General features: G+C 65.5%; 20 protein-coding genes and 2 pseudogenes. All 22 read left to right on the top strand.

Features of this window, described 5'->3' with window-relative positions:
* A pseudogene (locus RAD16_RS18890) lies at positions 1-118 on the top strand (ISAs1 family transposase); the annotation flags it as partial.
* Between the two features lie 473 nt (positions 119-591).
* Complete coding sequence (gene ytfQ, locus RAD16_RS18885) at positions 592-1557, top strand: galactofuranose ABC transporter, galactofuranose-binding protein YtfQ (RefSeq protein WP_458159396.1); 966 nt, start codon at positions 592-594, stop codon at positions 1555-1557.
* 113 nt (positions 1558-1670) lie between these two features.
* Positions 1671-3215, top strand: a complete 1545-nt coding sequence (locus RAD16_RS18880; RefSeq protein WP_458159395.1) for a sugar ABC transporter ATP-binding protein — start codon at positions 1671-1673, stop codon at positions 3213-3215.
* Entirely contained in the window at positions 3212-4204 is a 993-nt protein-coding gene (locus tag RAD16_RS18875; RefSeq protein WP_458159394.1) for an ABC transporter permease, read from the top strand. The genes RAD16_RS18880 and RAD16_RS18875 overlap by 4 nt, the downstream gene beginning before the upstream one ends.
* The gene (gene yjfF, locus RAD16_RS18870; protein WP_458159393.1) at positions 4201-5181 is read left to right on the top strand and encodes a galactofuranose ABC transporter, permease protein YjfF; all 981 of its coding nucleotides are present in this window, start codon (positions 4201-4203) and stop codon (positions 5179-5181) included. Before RAD16_RS18875 ends, yjfF begins: the two co-directional genes overlap by 4 nt.
* Positions 5178-5948, top strand: a complete 771-nt coding sequence (locus RAD16_RS18865) for a FadR/GntR family transcriptional regulator (RefSeq protein WP_458159392.1) — start codon at positions 5178-5180, stop codon at positions 5946-5948. The genes yjfF and RAD16_RS18865 overlap by 4 nt, the downstream gene beginning before the upstream one ends.
* A 2-nt stretch (positions 5949-5950) precedes the next feature.
* Complete coding sequence (locus RAD16_RS18860) at positions 5951-6877, top strand: Gfo/Idh/MocA family protein (protein WP_458159391.1); 927 nt, start codon at positions 5951-5953, stop codon at positions 6875-6877.
* 2 nt (positions 6878-6879) lie between these two features.
* Positions 6880-7959, top strand: a complete 1080-nt coding sequence (locus tag RAD16_RS18855) for an aldose epimerase family protein (protein WP_458159390.1) — start codon at positions 6880-6882, stop codon at positions 7957-7959.
* On the top strand, positions 7956-8837 hold the full coding sequence (locus tag RAD16_RS18850; RefSeq protein WP_458159389.1) for an SMP-30/gluconolactonase/LRE family protein: 882 nt from the start codon (positions 7956-7958) through the stop codon (positions 8835-8837). The genes RAD16_RS18855 and RAD16_RS18850 overlap by 4 nt, the downstream gene beginning before the upstream one ends.
* Before the next feature lie 89 nt (positions 8838-8926).
* Positions 8927-9997: a multiple monosaccharide ABC transporter substrate-binding protein gene (gene chvE, locus RAD16_RS18845; RefSeq protein ID WP_458159388.1), complete on the top strand. Its 1071-nt coding sequence runs from the start codon at positions 8927-8929 to the stop codon at positions 9995-9997.
* Between the two features lie 93 nt (positions 9998-10090).
* Positions 10091-11668 (top strand): multiple monosaccharide ABC transporter ATP-binding protein, encoded by a 1578-nt coding sequence (gene mmsA, locus RAD16_RS18840; protein ID WP_458159387.1) that lies wholly within the window; start codon positions 10091-10093, stop codon positions 11666-11668.
* Positions 11665-12855, top strand: a complete 1191-nt coding sequence (gene mmsB / locus RAD16_RS18835; protein WP_458159386.1) for a multiple monosaccharide ABC transporter permease — start codon at positions 11665-11667, stop codon at positions 12853-12855. The genes mmsA and mmsB overlap by 4 nt, the downstream gene beginning before the upstream one ends.
* 261 nt (positions 12856-13116) lie before the next feature.
* Positions 13117-14322: a sensor histidine kinase gene (locus RAD16_RS18830; RefSeq protein WP_458159385.1), complete on the top strand. Its 1206-nt coding sequence runs from the start codon at positions 13117-13119 to the stop codon at positions 14320-14322.
* A gap of 84 nt (positions 14323-14406) precedes the next feature.
* Positions 14407-14544 (top strand): annotated as a pseudogene (locus RAD16_RS18825) (cytochrome c oxidase subunit 3 family protein); the annotation flags it as partial.
* A gap of 119 nt (positions 14545-14663) precedes the next feature.
* On the top strand, positions 14664-15329 hold the full coding sequence (locus RAD16_RS18820; protein ID WP_458159384.1) for an HAD family hydrolase: 666 nt from the start codon (positions 14664-14666) through the stop codon (positions 15327-15329).
* A 4-nt stretch (positions 15330-15333) separates the two neighbouring features.
* Complete coding sequence (locus tag RAD16_RS18815) at positions 15334-16284, top strand: sugar-binding transcriptional regulator (protein WP_458159383.1); 951 nt, start codon at positions 15334-15336, stop codon at positions 16282-16284.
* Between the two features lie 349 nt (positions 16285-16633).
* Positions 16634-17944 carry an ABC transporter substrate-binding protein gene (locus RAD16_RS18810; RefSeq protein ID WP_458159382.1) on the top strand — a complete coding sequence of 437 codons (1311 nt, stop codon included), beginning with the start codon at positions 16634-16636 and terminating at the stop codon, positions 17942-17944.
* 90 nt (positions 17945-18034) lie between these two features.
* A complete protein-coding gene (locus RAD16_RS18805; protein WP_458159381.1) occupies positions 18035-18907 on the top strand; it encodes a carbohydrate ABC transporter permease in 873 nt (290 codons plus the stop codon).
* 3 nt (positions 18908-18910) lie between these two features.
* Positions 18911-19741, top strand: a complete 831-nt coding sequence (locus RAD16_RS18800) for a carbohydrate ABC transporter permease (protein ID WP_458159380.1) — start codon at positions 18911-18913, stop codon at positions 19739-19741.
* Positions 19742-19756: 15 nt separating this feature from the next.
* Complete coding sequence (locus RAD16_RS18795; protein WP_458159379.1) at positions 19757-20764, top strand: ABC transporter ATP-binding protein; 1008 nt, start codon at positions 19757-19759, stop codon at positions 20762-20764.
* Between the two features lie 19 nt (positions 20765-20783).
* Complete coding sequence (locus RAD16_RS18790; RefSeq protein ID WP_458159378.1) at positions 20784-21557, top strand: SDR family NAD(P)-dependent oxidoreductase; 774 nt, start codon at positions 20784-20786, stop codon at positions 21555-21557.
* A 40-nt stretch (positions 21558-21597) separates the two neighbouring features.
* Positions 21598-23244 carry an FGGY-family carbohydrate kinase gene (locus tag RAD16_RS18785; RefSeq protein ID WP_458159377.1) on the top strand — a complete coding sequence of 549 codons (1647 nt, stop codon included), beginning with the start codon at positions 21598-21600 and terminating at the stop codon, positions 23242-23244.
* The last annotated feature ends 1 nt before the right edge of the window (position 23245 follow it).

Here is a 23245-nt window from a genome sequence, read left to right as displayed (position 1 = left end):
CAGGCTTGCACTCAACATCCTTCGATCTTGTCCCAGCCCAACCTCCATACGTCGAAAAATCAAGCGCGCCGGCTGGGACGACAGCTTCCTCCTCACCTTGTTTGGCCATATGCGATAGCCCTGCCGCACGCGGGGAGAGGCCGACACGCGAAGCGTGGCGGGTGAGGGGACTCTCCACGAGTCGATTTGGTCGATTTACGCGGAGCTCTCCCCACGTCGTCATTGCGAGGAGCGAAGCGACGAAGCAATCCAGAGTCCCTCCGCGGACAGATTCTGGATTGCTTCGCTGCGCTCGCAATGACGAGGTGGAGAGTGTGCGCGTCAAACCGTCCCCCATCCCCGTGGGGAACGCGCCGACCCCTCCACAGAAATTCCTTCAGCCCCGCGTTGTATCTCCGGAACTAAATCGCGCTTGGCGTGTCATCTACGCCACCAGCCCGCCGCCCGCATCATTCGCCTCAATAGTCAGATAATATGACTATACGGAACCAAACTTCCGTGAAATAGTCCCTCCCGCCGCCGCAAAGGCCGGCCTGCGGGTGCCATCATACCAATTGGCCCCCGAGATAACAGTTGGGAGAGACACGCCTGATGACCCCTAAAGTCCTCTTTGCGGCCTGCGCCACCGCCGCGTTGCTGCTCGCGCTGCCGGCCAGTGCCGCCGAGCTCACCATCGGCTTCTCGCAGATCGGATCGGAATCCGGCTGGCGCGCGGCCGAGACCTCGGTCTCCAAGCAGGAGGCCGCCAAGCGCAAGGTCAATCTCAAGATTGCCGACGCCCAGCAGAAGCAGGAGAACCAGATCAAGGCGATCCGCTCCTTCATCGCGCAGAATGTCGATGCGATCTTCCTCGCGCCCGTCGTCTCGACGGGGTGGGACTCGGTGCTGAAGGAAGCCAAGGAAGCGAAGATTCCGGTCGTGCTGCTCGACCGCGACATCGATCCCTCAGGCAAGGACCTCTATCTCACCGCCGTCACCTCGGACAGCGTGCACGAAGGCGAGGTCGCCGGTGACTGGCTGGCCAAGACGGTCGGGACGAAGGCCTGCAACATCGTCGAATTGCAGGGCACGGTCGGCGCCAGCGTCGCGGCCAACCGCAAGAAGGGTTTTGACACCGCGATCGCCAAGCACGCCAACCTGAAGGTGTTGCGCAGCCAGACCGGTGACTTCACCCGCGCCAAGGGCAAGGAAGTCATGGAGAGCTTCATCAAGGCCGAAGGCGGCGGCAAGAACATCTGCGCGGTCTACGCGCACAATGACGACATGATGGTCGGCGCCATCCAGGCGATGAAGGAAGCCGGCCTCAAGCCGGGCAAGGAGATCCTCACCGTCTCGATCGACGCGGTCCCTGATATCTTCAAGGCGATGGCCGCAGGCGAAGCCAATGCCACGGTCGAGCTGACGCCGAACATGGCCGGTCCCGCGCTCGATGCCGTCGCCGCCTTCAAGGACAAGGGCACGGTGCCCCCGAAATGGATCCAGACGGACTCCAAGCTCTATACCGCTGCCGACGAACCGCAGAAGATCTACGACCGCAAGAAGGGCCTGGGCTACTGAGGCAAAAGGCGCCGCCGCGATGAATCATCCGGCGGCGCCCTTCGAATCCGCTGCGCGAATGACTAGGCTGGGTGTCCGCGTCAGCAGCGGGCACCGGTGGGAGTGAATTTGCCATGAAGAACGGCCTTGATCCTGCTTCGCCCCTGCTGGAGGTGCGCGGGATCAGCAAGAGCTTTGGTGCAGTGCGTGCGTTGCAGGAGGTCGACTTCACGCTTCGCGCCGGCGAGATCCATGCGCTGCTCGGCGAGAACGGCGCCGGCAAATCCACGCTGATCAAGGTCGTCACCGGCGTGTTTCCGCGCGATGCCGGCATCGTCAGGCTCGATGGCGAGGAGGTTGCGCCGCGCTCGGCCAAGGCCGCGCTTGGGGCCGGCATTGCTACGGTTTACCAGGAGGTCAATCTGCTGCCGAACCTCTCGGTGGCGCAGAACCTGTTCCTCGACCGCCAGCCGATGCGCTTCGGCATCGTGCGCGAGGGCGAGATGCGCCGTCGCGCCAAGGCGCTGCTCGCCGAATTCGGCCTCGACATCGACGTCGCTGCACCGCTCGGCAGTTACTCCGTCGCCATCCAGCACGTCACCGCGATTGCCCGTGCGGTCGATCTGTCCGCGCGCGTGCTGATCCTGGACGAGCCGACCGCGAGCCTCGATCGCCACGAGGTCGAGATTCTCTTCGGCATCATGCGCCAGCTCGCGGGGCGCGGCATCGGCATCGTCTTCGTCAGCCATTTCCTCGATCAGGTCTACGAGATCTCCGACCGCATCACCGTCCTGCGCAACGGCCGCCTGGTCGGCGAACGGGAGACCGCCTCGCTGCCGCGGCTCGAGCTGATCCGGATGATGCTCGGCCGCGAGCTGGCCGAGACCACCAGCGCGCGGGCCGCGACGGGCGAGCATCAGGCCCGCGAGGTCTGTGTCAGTTTCGAGAATTACGGCAAGGCCGGCTATGTCGCCCCGTTCAATCTCGAACTGCGCCATGGCGAGGTCGTGGGTCTCGCCGGCCTGCTCGGCTCGGGCCGCACCGAGACGGCGCGGCTGGTGTTCGGCGCGGAGCGCGCCGATCGCGGGCAGGCGAAGGTGGAGGGTGCGGCCGTTCGGCTGCAGTCGCCGCGCGACGGCGTGCGCCACGGCTTCGGCTATTGCCCCGAGGAGCGCAAGACCGACGGCATCGTCGCCGAGCTCAGCGTGCGCGAGAACATCGCGCTGGCGCTGCAGGCCAAGCGCGGGCTGCACCGGCCGTTGTCGCGCCGCGAGCAGGATGAGATCGCGCGCCGCTACGTTCGGATGCTCGACATCCGCCCGCCCGATCCCGAGCGTCCCGTGGGGCTGCTGTCCGGCGGCAACCAGCAAAAAGTGCTGCTGGCGCGCTGGCTCGCAACGTCGCCGCGGCTGCTCGTGCTGGATGAACCCACCCGCGGCATCGACGTCGGTGCGCATGCCGAGATCATCCGCCTGATCCGCGAGCTCTGCGACGACGGCCTGGCGCTGCTCGTGATTTCGTCCGAGCTCGACGAGATCGTGACCTATTCCGACCGCGTCGTCGTTCTGCGCGACCGCGCCCATGTCGAGGAGCTCGCGGGCGAGGCGATCGACGTCACCAACATTCTCGCGGCCATTGCCGCCGATGGCTCAGCCACCGCGCATGAGGGCCGGGCATGACAGCGCTGTTGCCGCGCCGCGGCCTTGCCCAGATCCTCGCATTGATCGTTATCCTCGCGGTCGACCGCGTGGTATCGCCGCAATTCTTCGACCTGCGGCTCCAGGACGGCCGGCTGTTCGGCAGCATAATCGACGTGCTCAATCGCGGCACGCCGGTGGCGCTGCTCTCGCTCGGCATGGTGCTGGTGATCGCGACGCGCGGCATCGATCTCTCGGTCGGCGCGGTGATGGCGATCTCCGGCGCGATTGCGGCAAGTCTCGCCGACAGCCATGGTTTGCCACTGGTGCTGGCCGCGGCGCTCGGCGCGGGCCTCGTCTGCGGCCTGTGGAACGGTTTTCTCGTCGCCGTGCTCGGCATGCAGCCGATCGTGGCGACCTTGATCCTGATGGTGGCGGGACGCGGCATTGCGCAGCTCATCACCGAAGGGCGCATCGTCACTTTCAGTTCGCCGGATCTGGTCTGGCTCGGCAACGGCTCGGTGCTCGGTCTGCCGGTACCGGTCGTGATCGCACTCGGGATGCTCATTCTCACCGGCGCAGTGGTGCGCGGTTCCGCGCTCGGCCTCCTGATCGAGGCGACCGGCGGCAACGCGCGGGCGAGCGAGCTTGCCGGCGTCGGCACCCGCGCGATGATCCTGGCGGTCTATGTCTGGTGCGGCGTCTGCGCCGCGCTCGCCGGCGTGATCGCGGCCGCCGACATCATGGGGGCCGATGCCAACAATGCCGGCCTCTGGCTCGAGCTTGACGCCATCCTTGCGGTGGTGATCGGCGGCACATCGCTGTTCGGCGGCCGTTTCAGCCTCGTGCTGGCCGTGCTCGGCGCGCTGATCATCCAGACCATGAACACCGGCATCCTGCTGTCCGGCTATCCGCCGGAGTTCAATCTGCTGGTCAAGGCCGTGGTTGTGCTCGCGGTGCTGCTGTTGCAATCGCCGAAACTGTCAGGCATTGCCGGTGTCATGTCGCGACTGCGGAGGACCAAAGCATGAAAGGCCTGCCGTCCGTCCTGATCACGGCCATCGTGCTCGTTGCGGGCTTTGCACTTTGCGCGCTGCAATTCCCCAACATCGCCTCGACCCGCGTGGTCGGCAATCTCCTCACCGACAACGCCTTCCTCGGCATCGTCGCGATCGGCATGACTTTCGTCATCATCTCCGGCGGCATCGACCTCTCGGTCGGCTCGGTGATCGGCTTCACCACCGTGTTCGTCGCGCTCGCGATTGAACGCTGGGGCGTGCCGCCGCCGGTCGCCTTCGTCGTCATCCTCGTGCTCTCGGCGGCCTTTGGCGCGGCGATGGGGGCGGTGATCCACGTCTTCGACCTGCCGCCTTTCATCGTGACGCTCGCCGGCATGTTCCTGGCGCGCGGCGCGAGCTTCCTGCTCTCGACGGAATCGGTGCCGATCACCGCGCCGGTCTATTCCACCGTGTCGGACTTCGCGTTGCGCATGCCAGGCGGCGGGCGGTTGACGGCAATCGCGATCATCATGCTTTTGATCGTGATCGGCGGCGCCCTGCTGCTGCATCTCACGCGCTTTGGCGCCAATGTCTATGCGCTCGGCGGCAGCCGCACGACCGCCAGCCTGATGGGCGTTGCCGTCGGCAAGATGACGGTGAAAATCTACATGCTGTCGAGCCTGCTGGCGGGCATCGCCGGCATCGTCTTCTCCTTCTACACCAGCGCCGGCTATTCGCTTTCCGCCGTCGGCGTCGAGCTCGACAGCATCGCCGCCGTCGTGATCGGCGGCACGCTGCTCACGGGCGGGCAGGGCTCGGTGATCGGCACCTTCCTCGGTGTGCTGATCCAGGGCATGATCCAGACCTACATCAATTTCGACGGCACGCTGTCGAGCTGGTGGACCAAGATCGCGACCGGCGTGCTGCTGTTCGCCTTCATCGCCTTGCAACAAGGACTGGTCGCGCTGGCGCGCCGGCCGGTGACGAAGCGCGCGGGAGCAGCCTCATGACCTCGCGCATCGTCGTCATCCCGACGCGGCGGGCCCATTCCAACCATGCGGAGGTGGCGCGTTCGATCGGCGTCGACATCATCGCCGACCGTTATGCGGAAGGCACGCGGTTGCCTGGCGATGCCGAGATGATCGCGATGTTCGGCGTGTCGCGCCCGGTGCTGCGCGAGAGCGTGAAGACGCTGGTAGCCAAGGGCCTGCTCACCACCAAGGCGCGGGTCGGCACCGTCGTGCGCGAGCGCGCGGCGTGGAACATGTTCGACGCCGATGTGCTGGCCTGGCACCTGGATGCCGGCATCGACAAGCGCTTCCTCAACGATCTCGCCGAGATTCGTCTCGCGGTCGAGCCGCGCGCCGCCATGCTCGCAGCCGCTCAGCGATCCGAGGAGGACATCGCCGAGCTCCGTCGCAGCATGGAGCGGATGCGGCATGAGGCGTCCGACTCCGTCGGCTTTGCCGACGCCGACCTCGCGCTCCATGTCGGGGTGGCGCGGGCCTCCGGCAATCTCTTCATGCGCTCGATCGGGCATGTCATCGAGGCCGCGCTTCGCGCCTCGTTCCTGCTCAGCGCCCCGGTCGAGCCGGAGGACCGCGACACCGTGCTGCTCTGGCACCAGAAGATCGTCGATGCCATCGCGGCCGGCGATGCCGACGCCGCATCGGAAGCGATGGTCTATGTCATTCATAACGGCATGCGCCGCCACGAGGGCACGGTGATCGAGACCGCTCCGGCGGGCCCGCTGCCATCTGCTGATACTGGAGAGTAAACGTGACAGACCTTCGCATCGCCATCGTCGGCTTCGGCAAGATCGCGCGCGACCAGCATGTCGGCGCGATTGCCGCCGTCCCGGGCGCGACGCTTGCTGCTGTCGCCAGCCGTAACGCCTCGCTGCCGGGGCTGCCGCATTTTTCGACCATCGAGGAATTGCTGGAGAAGGGACCGCCGATCGATGCGGTCTCGCTCTGCACGCCGCCGCAGGTGCGTCGCACGCAGGCCGCCGCGGCGCTCGCCGCCGGCAAGCATGTCATGCTGGAGAAGCCGCCGGGCATCGGCGTTGCCGAGCTCGATCCGCTTGTCGCGATGGCGGCGGACGCAAAGCGGACGCTGTTTGCGACCTGGCATTCGCGCTATGCACCCGCGGTCGAGCCGGCCCGCGAATGGCTGGCGAGCCGCCGGATCAAATCGGTGCACATCAACTGGAAGGAAGACGTCCGCGTCTGGCATCCCGGGCAGGCCTGGATCTGGGAGCCGGGCGGGCTCGGCGTGTTCGATCCCGGCATCAACGCGCTGTCGATCCTGACCCGCATCTTGCCGAGGCCTGTCTTCGTCACGGCGGCCGAGCTGGCCTTCCCGTCCAATTGCCAGGCGCCGATCGCCGCAAACCTGACCCTGACCGACATCGGCGGCCTGCCGATCACGGCCGAGTTCGATTTCCGCCAGACCGGGCCCCAGAGCTGGGATATCCTCGCCGAAACCGATGAGGGGCAGATGACGTTGTCCCGCGGCGGCCGGATCATGGCTGTTAACGGCAAGGTTGTTGCCGACGCGCCCGACGAGGAATATCGCGAGCTGTACCGGCGCTTCGTGAGGCTCGCCGCAACGGGCGCGAGCGACGTTGATCTGGCGCCGCTGCGTCTCGTCGCCGATGCCTTCCTGCTCGGCAAGCGCACTCTGGTCGAACCATTTGTGGACTGAACATGGCTGGCCCAAAGAAGATAGAAAAAGACGTCTTCGGAACGCTGCCTGATGGCCGCAAGGTCGAGCGCATCGTGCTGCGCGGCGAGGGCGGCTTCGAAGCCCGCATCATCACCCATGGCGCGGTGATCCAGGCGCTGATCGCGCCGGATGCGCAGGGCGGCTGTGACGACGTCGTGCTCGGCCATGACGCCTTCGCCGGCTATCTCGCCGAACGCAAGTTTTTCGGCGCGACCGTCGGCCGCTACGCCAACCGCATCGCCAGGGGACAGTTCTCGCTCGACGGCGAGAGCTTCCAGCTTCCCGTCAACAACGGCCCGAATGCGTTGCATGGCGGCCTCGACGGTTTCGATCGCAAGCTCTGGGACATTGCCGCGATCGAGGAGGGCGCCGAACCCGCGGTGACGCTCACTTACACGAGCCCGCATGGGGAAGAGAATTATCCCGGCAAGCTCGACGTGCGCCTGACCTATCGCGTCACCGGCCCGGCCGAGCTGTCGCTCATGATGGAAGCGCGGACCGACCGTCCGACCATCGTCAACCTGACCAACCACAGCTTCTTCAATCTGGAAGGCGCGACCTCGGGCACGCCCATCCTTGACCACAAGCTGACGGTTGCGGCCGACCATTTCCTCGCGATCGATCCGACCGCGATCCCGCTGCCGGAGCCGCCGCGCAGCGTGGCCGGCACGCCGTTCGACTTCCGCACCGCGCATGCCGTGGGCGAGCGCATCCGCGAGAGCGATCAGCAATTGCGCAACGGCAAGGGCTACGACCACACCTATTGCCTCGGCCGCGACGGCAAGCTCGCGCTCGCCGCGCGGCTGGAGGCGCCGCGCTCGGGGCGGGTCATGGAGCTGTTCACCAATCAGCCCGGCGTTCAGGTCTATTCCGGCAACTATCTCGACGGCACCATCTCGGGCAAGGGCGGCAAGCTGATCCGGCAATCGGACGCCATGTGCCTGGAGCCGCACATCTGGCCCGACGCGCCGAACCGGCCGGATTTCCCGAGCCCGCGCCTTGATCCCGGCAAGGTCTATCGGCATCACACGGTCTATCGTTTCGGTGCGAGGGCGCCATGATCGAACAGGTGCCGACCGCTGTTCTCTCGGATCATCCTTGCCATCTCGGCGAGGGGCCGACCTATGACGTGACCACGGACACCGCCTGGTGGTTCGACATTCGCGAGGGGCGGCTGTTCGAGGCGCAGCTCGGCAGCAGCAGCATTCGCGTCCACGCGCTTGGCCGGATGGCAAGCGCGCTCGGGCGGATCGATGCGGAGCGGCAGTTGATCGTCGCGGAGGATGGCCTCTACGTCCGCAACGTGGCCGACGGCGCGATGACGCTGCTCTGTCCGCTCGAAGCCGATAATCCCACGACGCGCTCCAATGATTGCCGCGTGCACCAGTCCGGCACGTTCTGGATCGGCACCATGGGCAAGAAGGCCGAGCGCGGGGCGGGGGCGATCTACGCGTTTCATCGCGGCAAGATCTCGACGCTGTTTCCGGGCATCAGCATTCCCAACTCGATCTGCTTCTCGCCTGACGGCGCTACCGGCTATTTCACCGACACCGCGCGCGCGGTGCTCTACGCCGTGCCGCTCAATCCGGCGACAGGCCTGCCGCGCGGCGAGCCGGAGGTGCTGCTGCGGCACACCGGCATCGGCGGCCTCGATGGCTCGGTCTGCGATGCCGACGGGCAGATCTGGAACGCCTGCTGGGGTGCTGGCCGTATCGATGTCTATTCGCCGCAAGGCGAACGGCTGCGTTCACTCAGCGTGCCGGCGAAGCAGTCGAGCTGTCCCGCTTTCGTCGGCCCCGACCTGTCGCGGCTTCTCGTCACCTCGGCCTGGCAGGACATGGACGCGGCCGCGCGTGCCGCCGATCCGCAAGCCGGCTTCACCTTTCTATTGGAGGCATCCGCGCGCGGCCGCGCTGAGCCCGACGTCAAGCTCGCATAGGAGATCCGTAGCCGACCTCTACCTTCGTTCTCGACGACCCAAGAACTTGACGACCCAAGAAACAGTCTGACACCCAAAGGGAGTGAAACATGCTGAAATTGAAGATCACATTCCTCGCGCTGGCGCTCGCCGGCGCCGCGACGATGGCGGCAGGCGCAGCCTCCGCGCAGGAGAAGGCGACCGTCGGCATTGCCATGCCGACGAAATCCTCCGCGCGCTGGATCGACGACGGCAACAACATGGTCAAGGTGCTGAAGGAGCGCGGCTACAACACCGATCTGCAATATGCCGAGGACGACATTCCGAACCAGCTCTCGCAGGTCGAGAACATGGTGACCAAGGGTGCGAAGGCGCTGGTGATCGCCGCGATCGACGGCACCACGCTGTCCGACGTGCTCAAGCAGGCGAAAGCGAAAGGCATCACCGTGATCGCCTATGACCGCCTGATCCGCGGCACGCCGAACGTCGACTATTACGCGACCTTCGACAATTTCCAGGTCGGCGTGCTGCAGGCGGAGTCGATCGTGCAGGGGCTCGGCCTCAAGGACGGCAAGGGCCCGTTCAACATCGAGCTGTTCGGCGGCTCGCCCGACGACAACAATGCCTACTTCTTCTACAACGGCGCGATGAGCGTGCTGAAGCCCTATATCGACAGCGGCAAGCTCGTGGTCGCCTCCGGTCAGATGGGCATGGACAAGGTCGCGACCTTGCGCTGGGACGGCGCCACCGCCCAGGCCCGCATGGACAATCTGCTCAGCGCTTACTACGGCAACAAGAAGGTCAACGCCGTGCTATCGCCCTATGACGGCCTCTCGATCGGCATCATCTCCTCGCTGAAGGGTGTCGGCTACGGCAGCGCCGACCAGCCGATGCCGATCATTTCGGGTCAGGATGCCGAGGTGCCCTCGATCAAGGCCATGCTGCGGGGCGATCAGTACTCGACCATCTTCAAGGACACCCGCGATCTCGCCAAGGTGACTGCCGACATGGTCGACGCCGCGCTCGCCGGCAAGCAGGTCACCGTCAACGACACCAAGACCTACGAGAACGGCGCCAAGACCGTGCCGTCTTACCTGCTCAAGCCGGTCGTGGTGTACAAGGACAATTGGGAGAAGACCCTGGTCGATAGCGGCTACTACAAGAAGTCGCAGTTCCAGTAAGACTTCTTTCTATCCTCTCCCTCTCCCCGTTCTTACGGGGAGAGGGTCGGGGTGAGGGGCTCTCTCCACCCGGGCACTAAAGGACACGACGTAATGACCGCCATGCTGGAGATGCGCAACGTCAGCAAGAGCTTTGCCGGTGTGCAGGCGCTGCGCGACGTCAATTTTTCGGTCAAGGCTGGCCAGATCCACGCCCTCGTCGGCGAGAACGGCGCCGGCAAGTCGACGCTGATGAAGGTGCTGAGCGGCGTCTATCCCGCAGGCAGCTACGAGGGCACCATCGTCTTCGAGGGTGAGGAACGGCGGTTCCGCGACATCAACGATTCCGAAGCGCTCGGCATCATCATCATCCACCAGGAGCTGGCGCTGATCCCGCTGATGTCGATCGCCGAAAACATCTTCCTGTCGCATCCGCCGTCGAAGTTCGGCGTGATCGACCGCGACGAGGTTTACGGCCGCACGCGCGAGCTGCTCGCGCAGGTCGGCCTCAGGGAATCCCCGGATACGCTGATCACCGATCTCGGTGTCGGCAAGCAGCAGCTGGTCGAGATCGCGAAAGCGCTCTCAAAGCGCGTGCGGATGCTGATCCTGGACGAGCCGACCGCGAGCCTCAACGAGGCCGACAGCGCCGCATTGCTCGAACGCCTGATGGCATTCCGCGAGCAGGGCATCGGCTCGATCCTGATCTCGCACAAGCTCAACGAGGTCGCGCGCGTCGCCGACCACATCACCGTGCTGCGCGACGGCCGCACCGTCGACAGCATCGATTGCCACGCCGAGCCGATCCAGGAGGACCGCATCATCCGCAGCATGGTCAACCGCGATCTCGCGCATCGCTTCCCCGAGCGCAGCGCGAAAATTGGCGAGCCCGTGCTCGAGGTGTCGAACTGGTCGGTCTATCACCCGATCCATCCCGAACGGCAGGTGATCAAGACCATCAATTTCGGCGTCAGGCGTGGCGAAGTCGTCGGCATCGCCGGGCTGATGGGCGCCGGTCGCACCGAGTTCGCCATGAGTCTGTTCGGCCGCTCCTGGGGCACCAATATCGGCGGCCGCATCAAGCTCGAAGGCCGCGAGATCGCGCTGCCGAGCGTCGCGGCCGCGATCGACGCGGGCCTTGCCTATGTCACCGAGGACCGCAAGCAGCTCGGGCTGATCCTGGCCGACGACGTCCGCAAGAACATCACGCTCGCCAGCCTCGATCAGGTCGCGCCGGGCAGGGTGATCGACGACATCGCCGAGCTCAAGGTCGCCAGCGACTACCGCAACCGGATGCGGATCCGCTGCTCCGACGTCTACCAGGAGACCGGCCAGCTCTCCGGCGGCAACCAGCAGAAGGTGGTGCTGTCGAAATGGCTGATGACCGATCCCAAGGTGCTGATCCTGGACGAGCCGACCAGGGGCATCGACGTCGGTGCCAAATACGAGATTTACTGTATCATCAACGAGCTTGCGGAGGCCGGCCGCGGCGTCGTGGTGATCTCCTCGGAGATGCCCGAGCTGCTCGGCATTTGCGACCGCATCTGCGTCATGAACGACGGCGCCTTTGTCGGGGAGTTCAAGGGGACGGAGGCGACGCAGGAGAAGATCATGCGCGCCATCATGCGCAACGAACGAAACAATGGAAACGGCGTGCCTGAGGCCGCGGAGATGGGAGGATCGCAGCCATGACCGACAAGACGGTTTCGCTGCCCGAGGAGCGTCGGCACGGCAGCTTCATCAAGAACAATCTGCGCAACTACGGCATGCTGATGTCGCTGGTCGCGATCATGCTGTTCTTCCAGGTCATGACCGGCGGCACGCTGCTGCAGCCGCTCAACCTGACCAACCTGGTACTGCAGAACAGCTACATCGTCATCATGGCGCTAGGTATGCTGCTGGTGATCGTCACCGGGCATATCGACCTGTCGGTCGGCTCGGTCGCCGGCTTCGTCGGTGCTGTCGCGGCCGTGCTGATGGTAACCTACAAGGTCGATTACACGCTCGCCTTCATCGCCTGCCTTGTGGTCGGCGCCGCCATCGGCGCCGCGCAGGGCTATTGGGTCGCCTATTTCAAGATCCCGTCCTTCATCGTCACGCTGGCGGGCATGCTGGTGTTCAAGGGTCTTGCGCTCGCGGTGCTGCAGGGCCAGTCGCTCGGGCCGTTCCCGCCGACCTTCCAGAAATTGTCCTCCGGCTTCATTCCGGAGCTGCTGCCCGAGGCCGGCACGCTGCATCCGACCTCGATGCTGATCGGCGCGGTGCTTGCGCTCGGCCTCGTCTATGCCAGCGCCAAGGGCCGCTCGCGCGAGCAGCTGCACGGCATCGAGGTCGAGCCCTACGCGTTCTTCCTCGGCAAGAGCATTCTGCTCGCCTGCGCGGTGCTCTATTTCACCTATCTGATCGCCTCGCATCGAGGCCTGCCCAACGTGCTGGTGATCATGACTGCGCTGATCGCGCTCTACGGCTTCGTCACCCGCCGCACCGTGATCGGCCGCCAGATCTATGCGGTCGGCGGCAACGCCAAGGCGGCGAGCCTGTCGGGCATCAAGACGGAACGGCTGACCTTCCTCACCTTCGTCAACATGGGCGTGCTGGCCGCGCTCGCCGGCCTCGTCTTCGCCGCGCGACTGAACACCGCAACCCCCAAGGCGGGTCTCGGCTTCGAGCTCGACGTCATCGCCGCCTGCTTCATCGGCGGAGCCTCGGCCTATGGCGGAGTGGGGCGCGTCGGCGGCGCCGTGGTCGGAGCCATGATCATGGGCGTGATGAACAACGGCATGTCCATCCTCGGCATCGGCATCGACTACCAGCAGGTCATCAAGGGCCTTGTGCTGCTCGGGGCCGTGTGCATCGACGTGTATAATCAGCGGAGGTGATTGCGTAGCCAGGATGGAGCGAAGCGTAATCCGGGGCCGCTTGTTCCCGCATTCCGCTGCGCTCCATGCGGGCTACGGCCCGTGCGCCCATTGGTTCCCACCCTGTGATCTGTCTCGGTCTGGGCCAACGCCAGGCAGGCGTGTATTGTTGATCTAGATCAACCGATCGCTTATTCCGTGCTAATCTCATGTAGTCGACGCAAGGGACCACGGGGAACCTGAGTGACGAGTACAGTGAGGTCATCACCGGCTTCGGAGGTGATGCTGGTCTCGACTTTGCCGGCGTTGCAGCTGATCTACGATACAGCTCCGATCGGGCTGGCCTGTCTCTCGCCGGACTGCCGCTATCTGCTGATCAACCAGCGTCTGACCGAGATCTGCGGCATATCCGTCGAAGGCCATCTCGGGCATACGGTCAGGGACTGCGTGCCCGCGCTGGCGGATTCCGTCGAGCAGATCGTGCGCTCGATCGTCGCGACGGGCGAGCCCGTGATCGGCATCGAGGTGGCGGGGCAGCGGGCCGATCAGGTCGAGGAGCGTTCCTGGGTCACCTATTGGCACCCGCTGCGAATGCCGGACGGCGAGATTGTCGCGGTCAACGTGGCGGCGGAGGAGATCACCGAACGGAAGCGTGCCGAGCGGGAGATCCGCAGCGCCAGGGATGCCGCGGAAACCGCGCTTCGCCATCTGCGCGATATCCAGGACAGCCTGATCGAGGCGGAGAAGCTGGCGGCGCTCGGGCGTATGGTTGCTGGTGTCGCGCACGAGATCAACACGCCGCTCGGCAGCAGCCTGACGGTGGCATCGACGCTCCAGCGCAAGGCGGAGCAGTTCGCGGCGGAGGTCGCGCGGGGCAATCTCAAGCGTTCGACATTGACGGGGTTTCTGCAACTGGTCAGCGATGCGTCGGCTCAGCTGGTCACGAATCTCGGCCGCGCCGCCGAGCGGGTGCAATCCTTCAAGCAGGTGGCGGCTGACCAGACCGAGTCACTTCGACGCAGCTTCGACGCAGGCGAGCTGACCGGCCAGGTTCTGTCGCAGTTCGAGCGGCAGTTGCGGGCGCGCGACATCGCGTTCAGCCTCCACTGCGAAACCAATCTCGCCATGGACAGCTATCCCGGGCCTTTCGGCCAAGTGCTCACCAACCTCGCGGTCAATGCGATGACGCACGCGTTCTCCGACGGCGAGAGCGGGACGATCAACGTCTCGCTCCGTGCGATCAATGATGAGCACGTTGAGCTGCTTTTCGCCGATGACGGCTGCGGCATGGCTCCCGATGTGGAACGGCGGGCCTTCGACCCATTCTTCACCACACGCCGGTACGACGGCGCCAGCGGCCTCGGCCTGCATATCGTGCACAGCATCGTCGTCGACCGGCTGGGCGGGCAGCTCCGGCTCGAGAGCCTGCCCGGCGCGGGGACGCGGGTTCAGCTGATCCTGCCGAGAATGGCGCCCGATCGGCGATAGCTGATCGTTTCGGCATCGGCAGTCCCGGGCTACTGCGTCGTGAACAGCACCGTCGCGATCGCAGCGGAGAGGCTCACCGCCGATACCGGCTTCCATCTCCTGCATGTCGGTCTCGGCATCGTCATCCTCGCCGTGGTCTGCCGCCGCGCCGAAATCCCCGGCGTCGAGACCGGCGGTGCCTTCTGGCATATGGTCGATCTGGTCTGGATTGTCATGTTCCCGCGGCGCTGCCGGCGATCTGCCGACAGGTGGCCCATTGAAACCAGTGAGACAAAACCCCCGGACGGTGGCATGGTGGGTGAACTATTGCTCACCAGTTGGGTATATGATCGAATAGCCGGATGGACCCATTCCGGCCAAAGCCCGAGCTGATCATCTTCGATTGCGACGGCGTCCTCGTCGACAGCGAGCTGCTGAGCTGCCGCTGCCTGTCCGACGAGCTGTCGGAATTTGGCATATCGCTGACACTTCCGCAGGCACTCGAACTGTTTCTCGGGCGAAGCGTGAGCGCGGTCATTCAGCATTATCGCGAGCTCGGCCGGGCGGTGCCGGTCGATTTTCCCATCCGGCTGAAGGCGCGCGTGCTCGCCGCCTTCCGGGCGGCGCTCCGACCGATTCCGGATGTCGATACTGTCTTGTCCGATCTGCGCACACCCTGTTGCGTGGCGTCGTCGAGCGATCTCGACCGCGTCGCGCTGTCGCTTGATGTCACCGGCCTCGCGCCGCATTTCGGCGACCGGATCTACACCGCGCAAATGGTCGCGCGCGGCAAGCCGGCGCCTGATCTGTTTCTCTACGCGGCCGGCAAGATGGGCGCGCAGCCCGCGCGCACGCTGGTGATCGAGGACAGCGTCAGCGGTGTGCAGGCCGCCAAGGCCGCCGGCATGATCGTCTGGGGATTTGTCGGCGGCAGCCATTATCCGGGGCGCGACGGCCACGCTATATTGTCGGCCGCCGGAGCCGATCGGGTCTTTGCGCGCATGAGCGATTTCTGGAAGGGGGCCTGACGCCTTGGCCGGCGAGAACGACAAGTCGAGGTTGGACGATGCCGCGCGGGCCGGCTGGCTCTATTTCATTGCCGGTCACACCCAGGACGAGATCGCAAAAATGCTCCAGGTCTCGCGCGCCTCGGCGCAGCGGCTGGTCTCGCTGTGCCTTGCGGAGCGTCTCATCACCTTCCGCCTCGAACATCCCATCGCCGCCTGCATGGAGCTGGCCGCGCGCCTGAAGGAGCGGTTTGATCTCGTCCATTGCGAGGTGGTTCCGGCCGATCCTGCAGCGCCGCAGGCCACCGCCGGCATCGCCGAGCGCTGCGCCAATCTGCTCGACTCGACGCTGCGTTCCGAGACACCCGTCATTGTCGCGCTCGGCACGGGGCGGGCGGTCCGCGCCGCGGTCGAGCGCGTCACCCCGATCGACCGCCCCAATCACCAGATCGTCTCGCTGGTCGGCAACATCTCCGCCGACGGCTCGGCGAGCTTCTACGACACGGTCGGCCGGCTCGCCGACCGCACCGGCGCGCGGCACTATCCGATGCCGCTGCCGTTCCTGATGTCGTCGGAGGACGAGCGCAACAAGATGGTCCGCATCGAGCCGATCGCCAAGGTGAAGGCGGTCGCCGCCAAGGCCGATCTGCGCCTCGTCGGCATCGGCCAGATGGACCAGAAGGCGCAGGTCCATGTCGACGGTTTCGTCACCCGCGATGAGCTGTTCGAAATGATGCGGCAGGGCGCGATCGGCGAGATCACCGGCTGGGCCTATGATGCCAAGGGACGCCTGCTCAAGGCCGGCACCAACAAGCGCCTCACCAGCATCCCGCCGGAAGTGCCGGCCAAGACCACGACCATCGGCGCCGCCGTCGGCGCCGCCAAGGTGCCGGCGATCGCCGCGGCGCTGAGCGGCGGACTGATCAACGGCCTGATCACCGACGAGGCGACGGCGAGGGCGATTCTGGAGCGCTAGGGGCGGAGCTCGCGCTTCCAGCGTGCCCGCGAGGCGGGGCGGTCGTTCCGATCGCCCCACTGTCATCGCCCGCGCAGGCCGGCGATCCAGTACGCCGCGGCCCCACTTGAGGCAAACAAACTTGCGACACGGAGTACTGGATGCCCCGCCGGAGCCTGTCATCGGGCTCGCCGAAGGCGAGACCCGGTGGCGGGGCATGACACCGATGTCTGGCCGCCACCCCTCCCGCACCGCAGCACTCATAAGTTGCGCGAACGCCCTTGCGACTGCTTGACAACTGTTGCCCCTCGTCCGAACATACGCCCAACGCGTGGGCATATGCTCAAAACGCGAGTTGAGGGAGGTCACCGTGAAGCATGTTCTCGGCGCCGTCTGCGGCGCGTCTGTCCTGTTGGCCGTCCCCGCGATGGCCGAAACGACCCTGACGATCGCTACCGTCAACAATGGCGACATGATCCGCATGCAGGGGCTGACAAGCGAATTCACCAAGAAGTACCCGGACATCTCCGTGAAATGGGTGACGCTGGAGGAGAACGTGCTGCGCCAGCGGGTGACCACCGACATCGCCACCAAGGGCGGCCAGTTCGACGTGCTCACCATCGGCACCTATGAGGTGCCGATCTGGGCCAAGAAGGGCTGGCTGGTGCCGCTCGCCAATCTGGGTGCCGATTACGACGTCGCCGACCTCCTGCCCAAGATCAAGGACGCGGTCTCCGCCGACGGCAAGCTCTATGCGGCGCCGTTCTACGGCGAGAGCTCGATGGTGATGTACCGCACCGATTTGTTCGAGAAGGCCGGGCTGAAGATGCCGGAAAAGCCGACCTGGGATTTCGTCATCGATGCCGCCAAGAAGCTCACCGACAAGAACGCCGGCGTCTACGGCATCTGCCTGCGCGGCAAGGCCGGCTGGGGCGAGAACATGGCGTTCCTCTCGGCCATGGCCAATTCCTACGGTGCGCGCTGGTTCGACGAGAAATGGGAGCCGCAGTTCAACACGCCGGAATGGAAGACGACGCTCACGACCTACGTCAATCTGATGAAGGAGGCCGGCCCTCCCGGCGCGAGCTCGAACGGTTTCAACGAGAACCTGGCGCTGTTCAACGCCGGCAAATGCGCGATGTGGATCGACGCGACGGTCGCGGCGTCCTTCGTCACCAACCCGAAGGACTCCAATGTTGCCGACAAGGTCGGCTTCGCGCTCGCGCCCAACACAGGGCTGGGTAAGAACGCCAACTGGCTGTGGGCCTGGAACCTCGCGATCCCCGCCGGCTCCAAGAAAACGGAAGCCGCCGAGAAGTTCATCGCCTGGGCGACCAGCAAGGACTACACCAAGCTGGTGGCGTCGAAGGAGGGCTGGGCCAACGTGCCGCCGGGCACGCGCACCTCGCTCTACCAGAACGATGAGTACCTGAAGGTCGCGCCGTTCGCGAAACTGACGCTGGCCTCGATCGACGCGGCCGATCCGAACAAGCCGACGGTGAAGCCGGTGCCCTATGTCGGCGTGCAATACGCCGCCATTCCTGAATTCCAGGGCATCGGCACCCAGGTCGGCCAGCAGTTCTCCGCCGCGCTTGCGGGCTCGATGACGGTCGATGCGGCGCTCACCGCCGCGCAGTCCGCAACCGAGCGCGAGATGAAGCGCGCCGGCTACATCAAGTGAACCCGAGCTCTCCCTGAGCTCCAACTCGCGGCCATCCGCCAGCCCAGCCCCGGGTGGATGGCCGCCTCTTCCCCGCCCGAGGAGAAGGTGATGGCAACCCGGCAGACGCAATTCCTTGCGCGGTCGCTCCTGACCCCGGCCGTCGGGCTTCTGTTCATCTGGATGATCGTTCCGCTCGCGCTGACGATCTATTTCTCGACGCTGCGTTACAGCCTGCTCGATCCCGGCTCCGAACAATTCGTCGGGCTGGAGAATTTCCGCTACTTCCTCACCGATCCTGCCTTCCTCGCCTCGCTCCAGAACACGCTGGTGCTGGTCGGCTCGGTGCTGGCGCTGACCATCCTGCTCGGCATTCCCCTGGCGCTGTTGCTCGACCAGCCCGTGGTGGGTCGCAACTTCGTGCGGCTGATGGTGATCGCGCCGTTCTTCGTGATGCCGACAGTGAGCGCGCTGGTCTGGAAGAACCTGCTGATGCACCCGGTCTCCGGCCTGTTCGCCTGGCTCGCAAAGCTGGTCGGGCTGACGCCGGTCGACTGGTTCAATGACGTGCCGCTGTTTGCGGTGATCCTGATCGTGGCCTGGCAATGGCTGCCGTTCGCGACGCTGATCCTGCTCACCGCGCTGCAATCGCTCGATGAGGAGCAGAAGGAGGCCGCCGAGATGGACGGCGCCAGCGCCGTCTCGACCTTCATCTACATCACGCTGCCGCACCTCGCGCGGCCCATCACCGTGGTGATCCTGATCGAGACCATCTTCCTGCTGACGGTGTTCGCCGAGATCTTCGTCACCACCGGCGGCGGGCCGGGCCTGCAGACCACCAACATCGCCTTCCTGATCTATTCGCAGGCGCTGATCCAGTTCGACGTCGGCAGCGCCTCGGCGGGCGGCCTCGTGGCTGTGGTGATCGCCAACATCGTCGCCTTTTTCCTCGTCCGCATCGTCGGCCGCAATCTGGAGGCATGAAGCATGGCGCGAATGGCGACGACGCAGCGGGTGGTGGTCTCGACGATGGGGGCGTGGTTCTTCGGCTTCCTGATCTTCTTCCCGATCCTCTGGATGGTGCTGGCGAGCTTCAAGACCGAGCTGGAGGCTTTCGCCATTCCGCCGTCCTTCCTGTTCTTCCACTGGACCACCGAGAACTACGCGACGGTGCAGGAGCGCAGCGACTATTTCCATCACGCGATGAACTCGGTCATCATCGCCGGCGGCTCGACCTTGATCGCGCTGTTGATCGCGATCCCCGCGGCCTGGTCGATGGCGTTCTCGCCAACCAGGCGCACCAAGGACATCCTGCTCTGGATGCTCTCGACCAAGATGATGCCGCCGGTCGGCGTCCTGGTGCCGATCTACCTGATCTTCAAGGCCTTCGGCCTGCTCGATTCCCGCACCGGCCTCGTCTTCATCCTCTGCCTCGGCAATCTGCCGATCGTGATCTGGATGCTGTTCACCTATTTCAAGGAGATCCCGCGCGACATCCTCGAAGCCGCGCGCATGGACGGCGCCACCATCGGCCGAGAGCTGGTCTACGTGCTGACGCCGATGGCGATCCCGGGCCTGGCGTCGACCTTGCTGCTCAATCTGATCCTGGCCTGGAACGAGGCGTTCTGGACGCTCAATCTGTCCACCTCGTACGCCGCGCCGCTCACCACGTTCATCGCCTCCTATTCCAGTCCGGAAGGACTGTTCTGGGCAAAGCTGTCGGCGGCCTCGACGCTGGCGATCGCGCCCATTCTCGTCCTCGGTTGGTTCAGCCAGAAGCAGCTCGTGCGCGGGCTCACCTTCGGCGCGGTGAAGTAGAGGGGCTGCCGGATCATGGGTCAGATCACACTTCAGGGCGTGCAGAAATCCTTCGGCCCCGTGCACATCATCAAGGGCGCCGACCTCGACATTGCCGACGGTTCCTTCGTCGTCTTCGTCGGTCCTTCCGGCTGCGGCAAGACCACGCTGTTGCGGCTGATCGCAGGCCTCGAGGACGTCTCCGGCGGCAGCATCCTGATCGACGGCAAGAACGTGGTGGACACGCCGCCGGCGAAGCGCGGGCTGTCGATGGTGTTCCAGTCCTACGCGCTCTATCCGCATATGAGCGTGCGCGGCAATATCGGCTTCGGCCTGAAGATGGCCGGGCTGCCGAAGGACGAGATCAACCGCAAGGTCGAGGCCGCTGCCGCCACGCTGAATCTCTCGCCCTATCTCGACCGCAAGCCGCGCGAGCTCTCCGGCGGCCAGCGCCAGCGCGTCGCGATCGGCCGCGCCATCGTCCGCGAGCCGAAGGCGTTCCTGTTCGACGAGCCGCTCTCCAACCTCGACGCCGCGCTACGCGTGCAGATGCGCATCGAGGTGACCCGGCTGCAGAAGCAGCTCGGCACCACCGCGATCTACGTCACGCATGACCAGGTCGAGGCCATGACGATGGCCGACAAGATCGTCGTGCTCAATGGCGGCAAGATCGAGCAATATGGTTCGCCGCTGGAGCTTTACGAGCGGCCCGCCAATCTCTTCGTCGCCGGCTTCATCGGCTCGCCCAAGATGAATTTCGTGACCGGCGAGAATGCCCTGCAACGCGGTGCCGCCACGATCGGCGTGCGGCCGGAGCATCTGAAGATCGAGCGCGATGGCGCCGGCGGCTGGCAGGGCACCATCTCGGTCGCCGAGCATCTCGGCAGCGACACGTTCCTCTATGTCGATGCCGGCCCGCTGGGCATGCTGACCGCGCGCTACATCGGCGAGCTGAGCCTGCATGCCGGCGACCGCGTGTCGCTGCTGCCGGACCCCGCACGCATCCACCGCTTCGACCAGAGCGGCAACGCACTTCGCGGCTAACAAGAAACGGAAGACCACCATGTATCTGGAAAAATTCAAGCTGAACGGCAAGACCGCGTTCATCACCGGCGGCGGGCAGGGCATCGGCCTTGGCTGCGCCGAAGCGCTGGCTGAAGCCGGCGCCAAGGTGATCATCGGCGACCGCGACAGCAAGGTCGCCGGCGACGCCAAGGCCGAGCTGAAGGCAAAAGGCTACGACATCGAGACCGCGATCATGGACGTGACCGATACGAAGCGCGTCGCGGAGGTCGCGGGCGACCTCGTTGCCCGCCACGGCAAGGTCGACATCCTCGTCAACAATGCCGGCATCGCCCGCAGCGAGACGCCGGCGGAGACCGTGACCGACGAGCACTGGCTCAACGTCATCGACGTCAATCTCAACGGCACCTTCTGGTGCTGCCGCGAATTCGGCAAGCACATGCTGAAGGCGGGAAGCGGTGCCATCGTCAATGTCGGCTCGATGTCCGGCTTCATCGTCAACAAGCCGCAGGAGCAGTGTTTCTACAACGCCTCCAAGGCCGGCGTGCACCATCTGACCAAATCGCTGGCCGCTGAATGGGGCGCGCGCGGCATCCGCGTCAACGCGGTGGCGCCGACTTATATCGAGACGCCGCTCAATGCCTTCGTGAAGAGCAATCCGAAAATGTATGACGCCTGGATCGGTGGAACCCCGATGGCGCGGATGGGGCAGGTCGAGGAGATCGCCTCCGTGGTGCTGTTCCTGTCGTCGGAGGCTGCGAGCCTGATGACCGGCAGCATCGTGCTGGTGGATGGCGGCTACACTTGCTGGTAGGCTTATCGTCAAAACTGACGGAAAGCGACCGGGAGCGACAATGCCGCGAGCGTATATCGGCGTCGACGTGGGGACCACGAGCACGCGGGCAGGGGTGTTTGACGAGGCCGGCACGATGCTGGCGACCGCCAGGCATCCGATTCGGATCTGGCACGAGGCCGGCGACATCGTCGAGCAATCGTCCGAGGATATCTGGGACGCCTGCATCAAATCCGTGAGGGCGGCGATGGCGGAGGCTGCCATCGTGCCCGACAGCGTCGGCGGCATCGGGTTTGATGCCACCTGTTCCCTGGTCGTGCTCGACAGGCAGGGCGCGCCGGTCACCGTCAGCGCCTCCGGCGAGGCGCAGCGCAACGTCATCGTCTGGATGGACCATCGCGCCGTCGCCGAGGCCCGGCTGATCAACGAGACCGCCCACGACGTGCTGCGCTATGTCGGCGGTTCGATCTCGCCCGAAATGGAGATGCCGAAACTGTTGTGGCTCAAGCGCCATATGCGCGCGAGCTTCGATGCCGCCGGGCACTTCTTCGATCTGGCGGATTATCTGACCTGGCGTGCGACCGGCTCGCTGCAGCGCTCGACCTGCACCGTCACCTGCAAATGGAACTACCTCGCCCATGACGGTGGCGGCTGGAGCGCGCCGTTCTTCAAGCGTATCGGCCTGTCCGATTTTGTCACCGAGAACTACGCCCGCATCGGCACCGAGATCGTCGCGCCCGGCACGCGGCTCGGCGCCGGTCTGACGCGCGCCGCCGCTTCCGATCTTGGCCTCTCGCCAGGCACGCCGGTCGGCGCCTCCCTGATCGACGCGCATGCCGGCGGCATCGGCGCGATCGGCGGCCGCGATGGATCGGGCGGAACGACTGATGTCACCGATCGCCTGGCCTACATCATGGGAACGTCGGCCTGCATCATGGCGACGACGAAAGAGCCGTGCTTCGTGCCCGGCGTGTGGGGTCCTTATTACTCCGGCATGGTGCCGGACTTCTGGCTCAACGAGGGCGGCCAGTCCGCCGCGGGCGCCGCGATCGACCATCTCCTCAAGTCGCATCCGGGACACGCGGAAGCGAGCGCGGCGGCGCGCGGCGAGGGCGTTGACCTCATCGAATTCCTCGAGCGCCGCATCATCGCGCGCGCCGGCGATGCCAGCCGTGCCGCGCTGCTCGCCCGCGACGTGCATGTGCTGCCTGAATTCATCGGCAACCGCTCGCCCTACGCCGACCCCGACACGCGGGCCGTGATCGCGGGCCTCGATCTCGACACTGATATCGGCTCGATGGAGCGCCTGTTCGTCGCCGGCCTCTGCGGTCTCGCCTATGGGCTCGCCGAAGTGATCGAGGCCTTTGCCGCGCACGGCGTCCGCGCCGGCATCATGATCATGGGCGGCGGCGCCAGCCGCAGTCTGCTGGTGCGGCAAATCATGGCTGACACCACCGGCCTCACCGTGGCGCTGCCCCAGACGAAGGAGCCGGTGTTGCTAGGTGCTGCGATGTTGGGCGCGGTGGCCGGCGGCGCCTATGCCTCGATCGGCGAGACCATGGCCAAGATGTCGGCGCTCGGACGCAAGAGCGAGCCGACCGCACCCGACATGGCCGCCTTTCACGTCCGCAAGCGCGAGGTCTACAAGCTGCTGCGCGAGGTCGATCGCGGCAGCCGCGCTGCGATGCGCGACATTCCCAAGGGTTGAG

It is taken from the genome of Bradyrhizobium sp. 18BD (assembly GCF_054185225.1).
The sequence above is the reverse complement of the archived record's forward strand: the minus strand, read 5'-3'. Positions and strand labels throughout refer to the sequence as shown.

Bases quoted from the DNA above. Each gene is read 5' to 3' on its own strand.
- ytfQ (WP_458159396.1), top strand. From the start codon at position 592: ATGACCCCTAAAGTCCTCTTTGCGGCCTGCGCCACCGCCGCGTTGCTG.
- RAD16_RS18880 (WP_458159395.1), top strand. From the start codon at position 1,671: ATGAAGAACGGCCTTGATCCTGCTTCGCCCCTGCTGGAGGTGCGCGGG.
- RAD16_RS18875 (WP_458159394.1), top strand. From the start codon at position 3,212: ATGACAGCGCTGTTGCCGCGCCGCGGCCTTGCCCAGATCCTCGCATTG.
- yjfF (WP_458159393.1), top strand. From the start codon at position 4,201: ATGAAAGGCCTGCCGTCCGTCCTGATCACGGCCATCGTGCTCGTTGCG.
- RAD16_RS18865 (WP_458159392.1), top strand. From the start codon at position 5,178: ATGACCTCGCGCATCGTCGTCATCCCGACGCGGCGGGCCCATTCCAAC.
- RAD16_RS18855 (WP_458159390.1), top strand. From the start codon at position 6,880: ATGGCTGGCCCAAAGAAGATAGAAAAAGACGTCTTCGGAACGCTGCCT.
- RAD16_RS18850 (WP_458159389.1), top strand. From the start codon at position 7,956: ATGATCGAACAGGTGCCGACCGCTGTTCTCTCGGATCATCCTTGCCAT.
- chvE (WP_458159388.1), top strand. From the start codon at position 8,927: ATGCTGAAATTGAAGATCACATTCCTCGCGCTGGCGCTCGCCGGCGCC.
- mmsA (WP_458159387.1), top strand. From the start codon at position 10,091: ATGACCGCCATGCTGGAGATGCGCAACGTCAGCAAGAGCTTTGCCGGT.
- mmsB (WP_458159386.1), top strand. From the start codon at position 11,665: ATGACCGACAAGACGGTTTCGCTGCCCGAGGAGCGTCGGCACGGCAGC.
- RAD16_RS18830 (WP_458159385.1), top strand. From the start codon at position 13,117: ATGCTGGTCTCGACTTTGCCGGCGTTGCAGCTGATCTACGATACAGCT.
- RAD16_RS18820 (WP_458159384.1), top strand. From the start codon at position 14,664: ATGGACCCATTCCGGCCAAAGCCCGAGCTGATCATCTTCGATTGCGAC.
- RAD16_RS18805 (WP_458159381.1), top strand. From the start codon at position 18,035: ATGGCAACCCGGCAGACGCAATTCCTTGCGCGGTCGCTCCTGACCCCG.
- RAD16_RS18800 (WP_458159380.1), top strand. From the start codon at position 18,911: ATGGCGCGAATGGCGACGACGCAGCGGGTGGTGGTCTCGACGATGGGG.
- RAD16_RS18795 (WP_458159379.1), top strand. From the start codon at position 19,757: ATGGGTCAGATCACACTTCAGGGCGTGCAGAAATCCTTCGGCCCCGTG.
- RAD16_RS18790 (WP_458159378.1), top strand. From the start codon at position 20,784: ATGTATCTGGAAAAATTCAAGCTGAACGGCAAGACCGCGTTCATCACC.
- RAD16_RS18785 (WP_458159377.1), top strand. From the start codon at position 21,598: ATGCCGCGAGCGTATATCGGCGTCGACGTGGGGACCACGAGCACGCGG.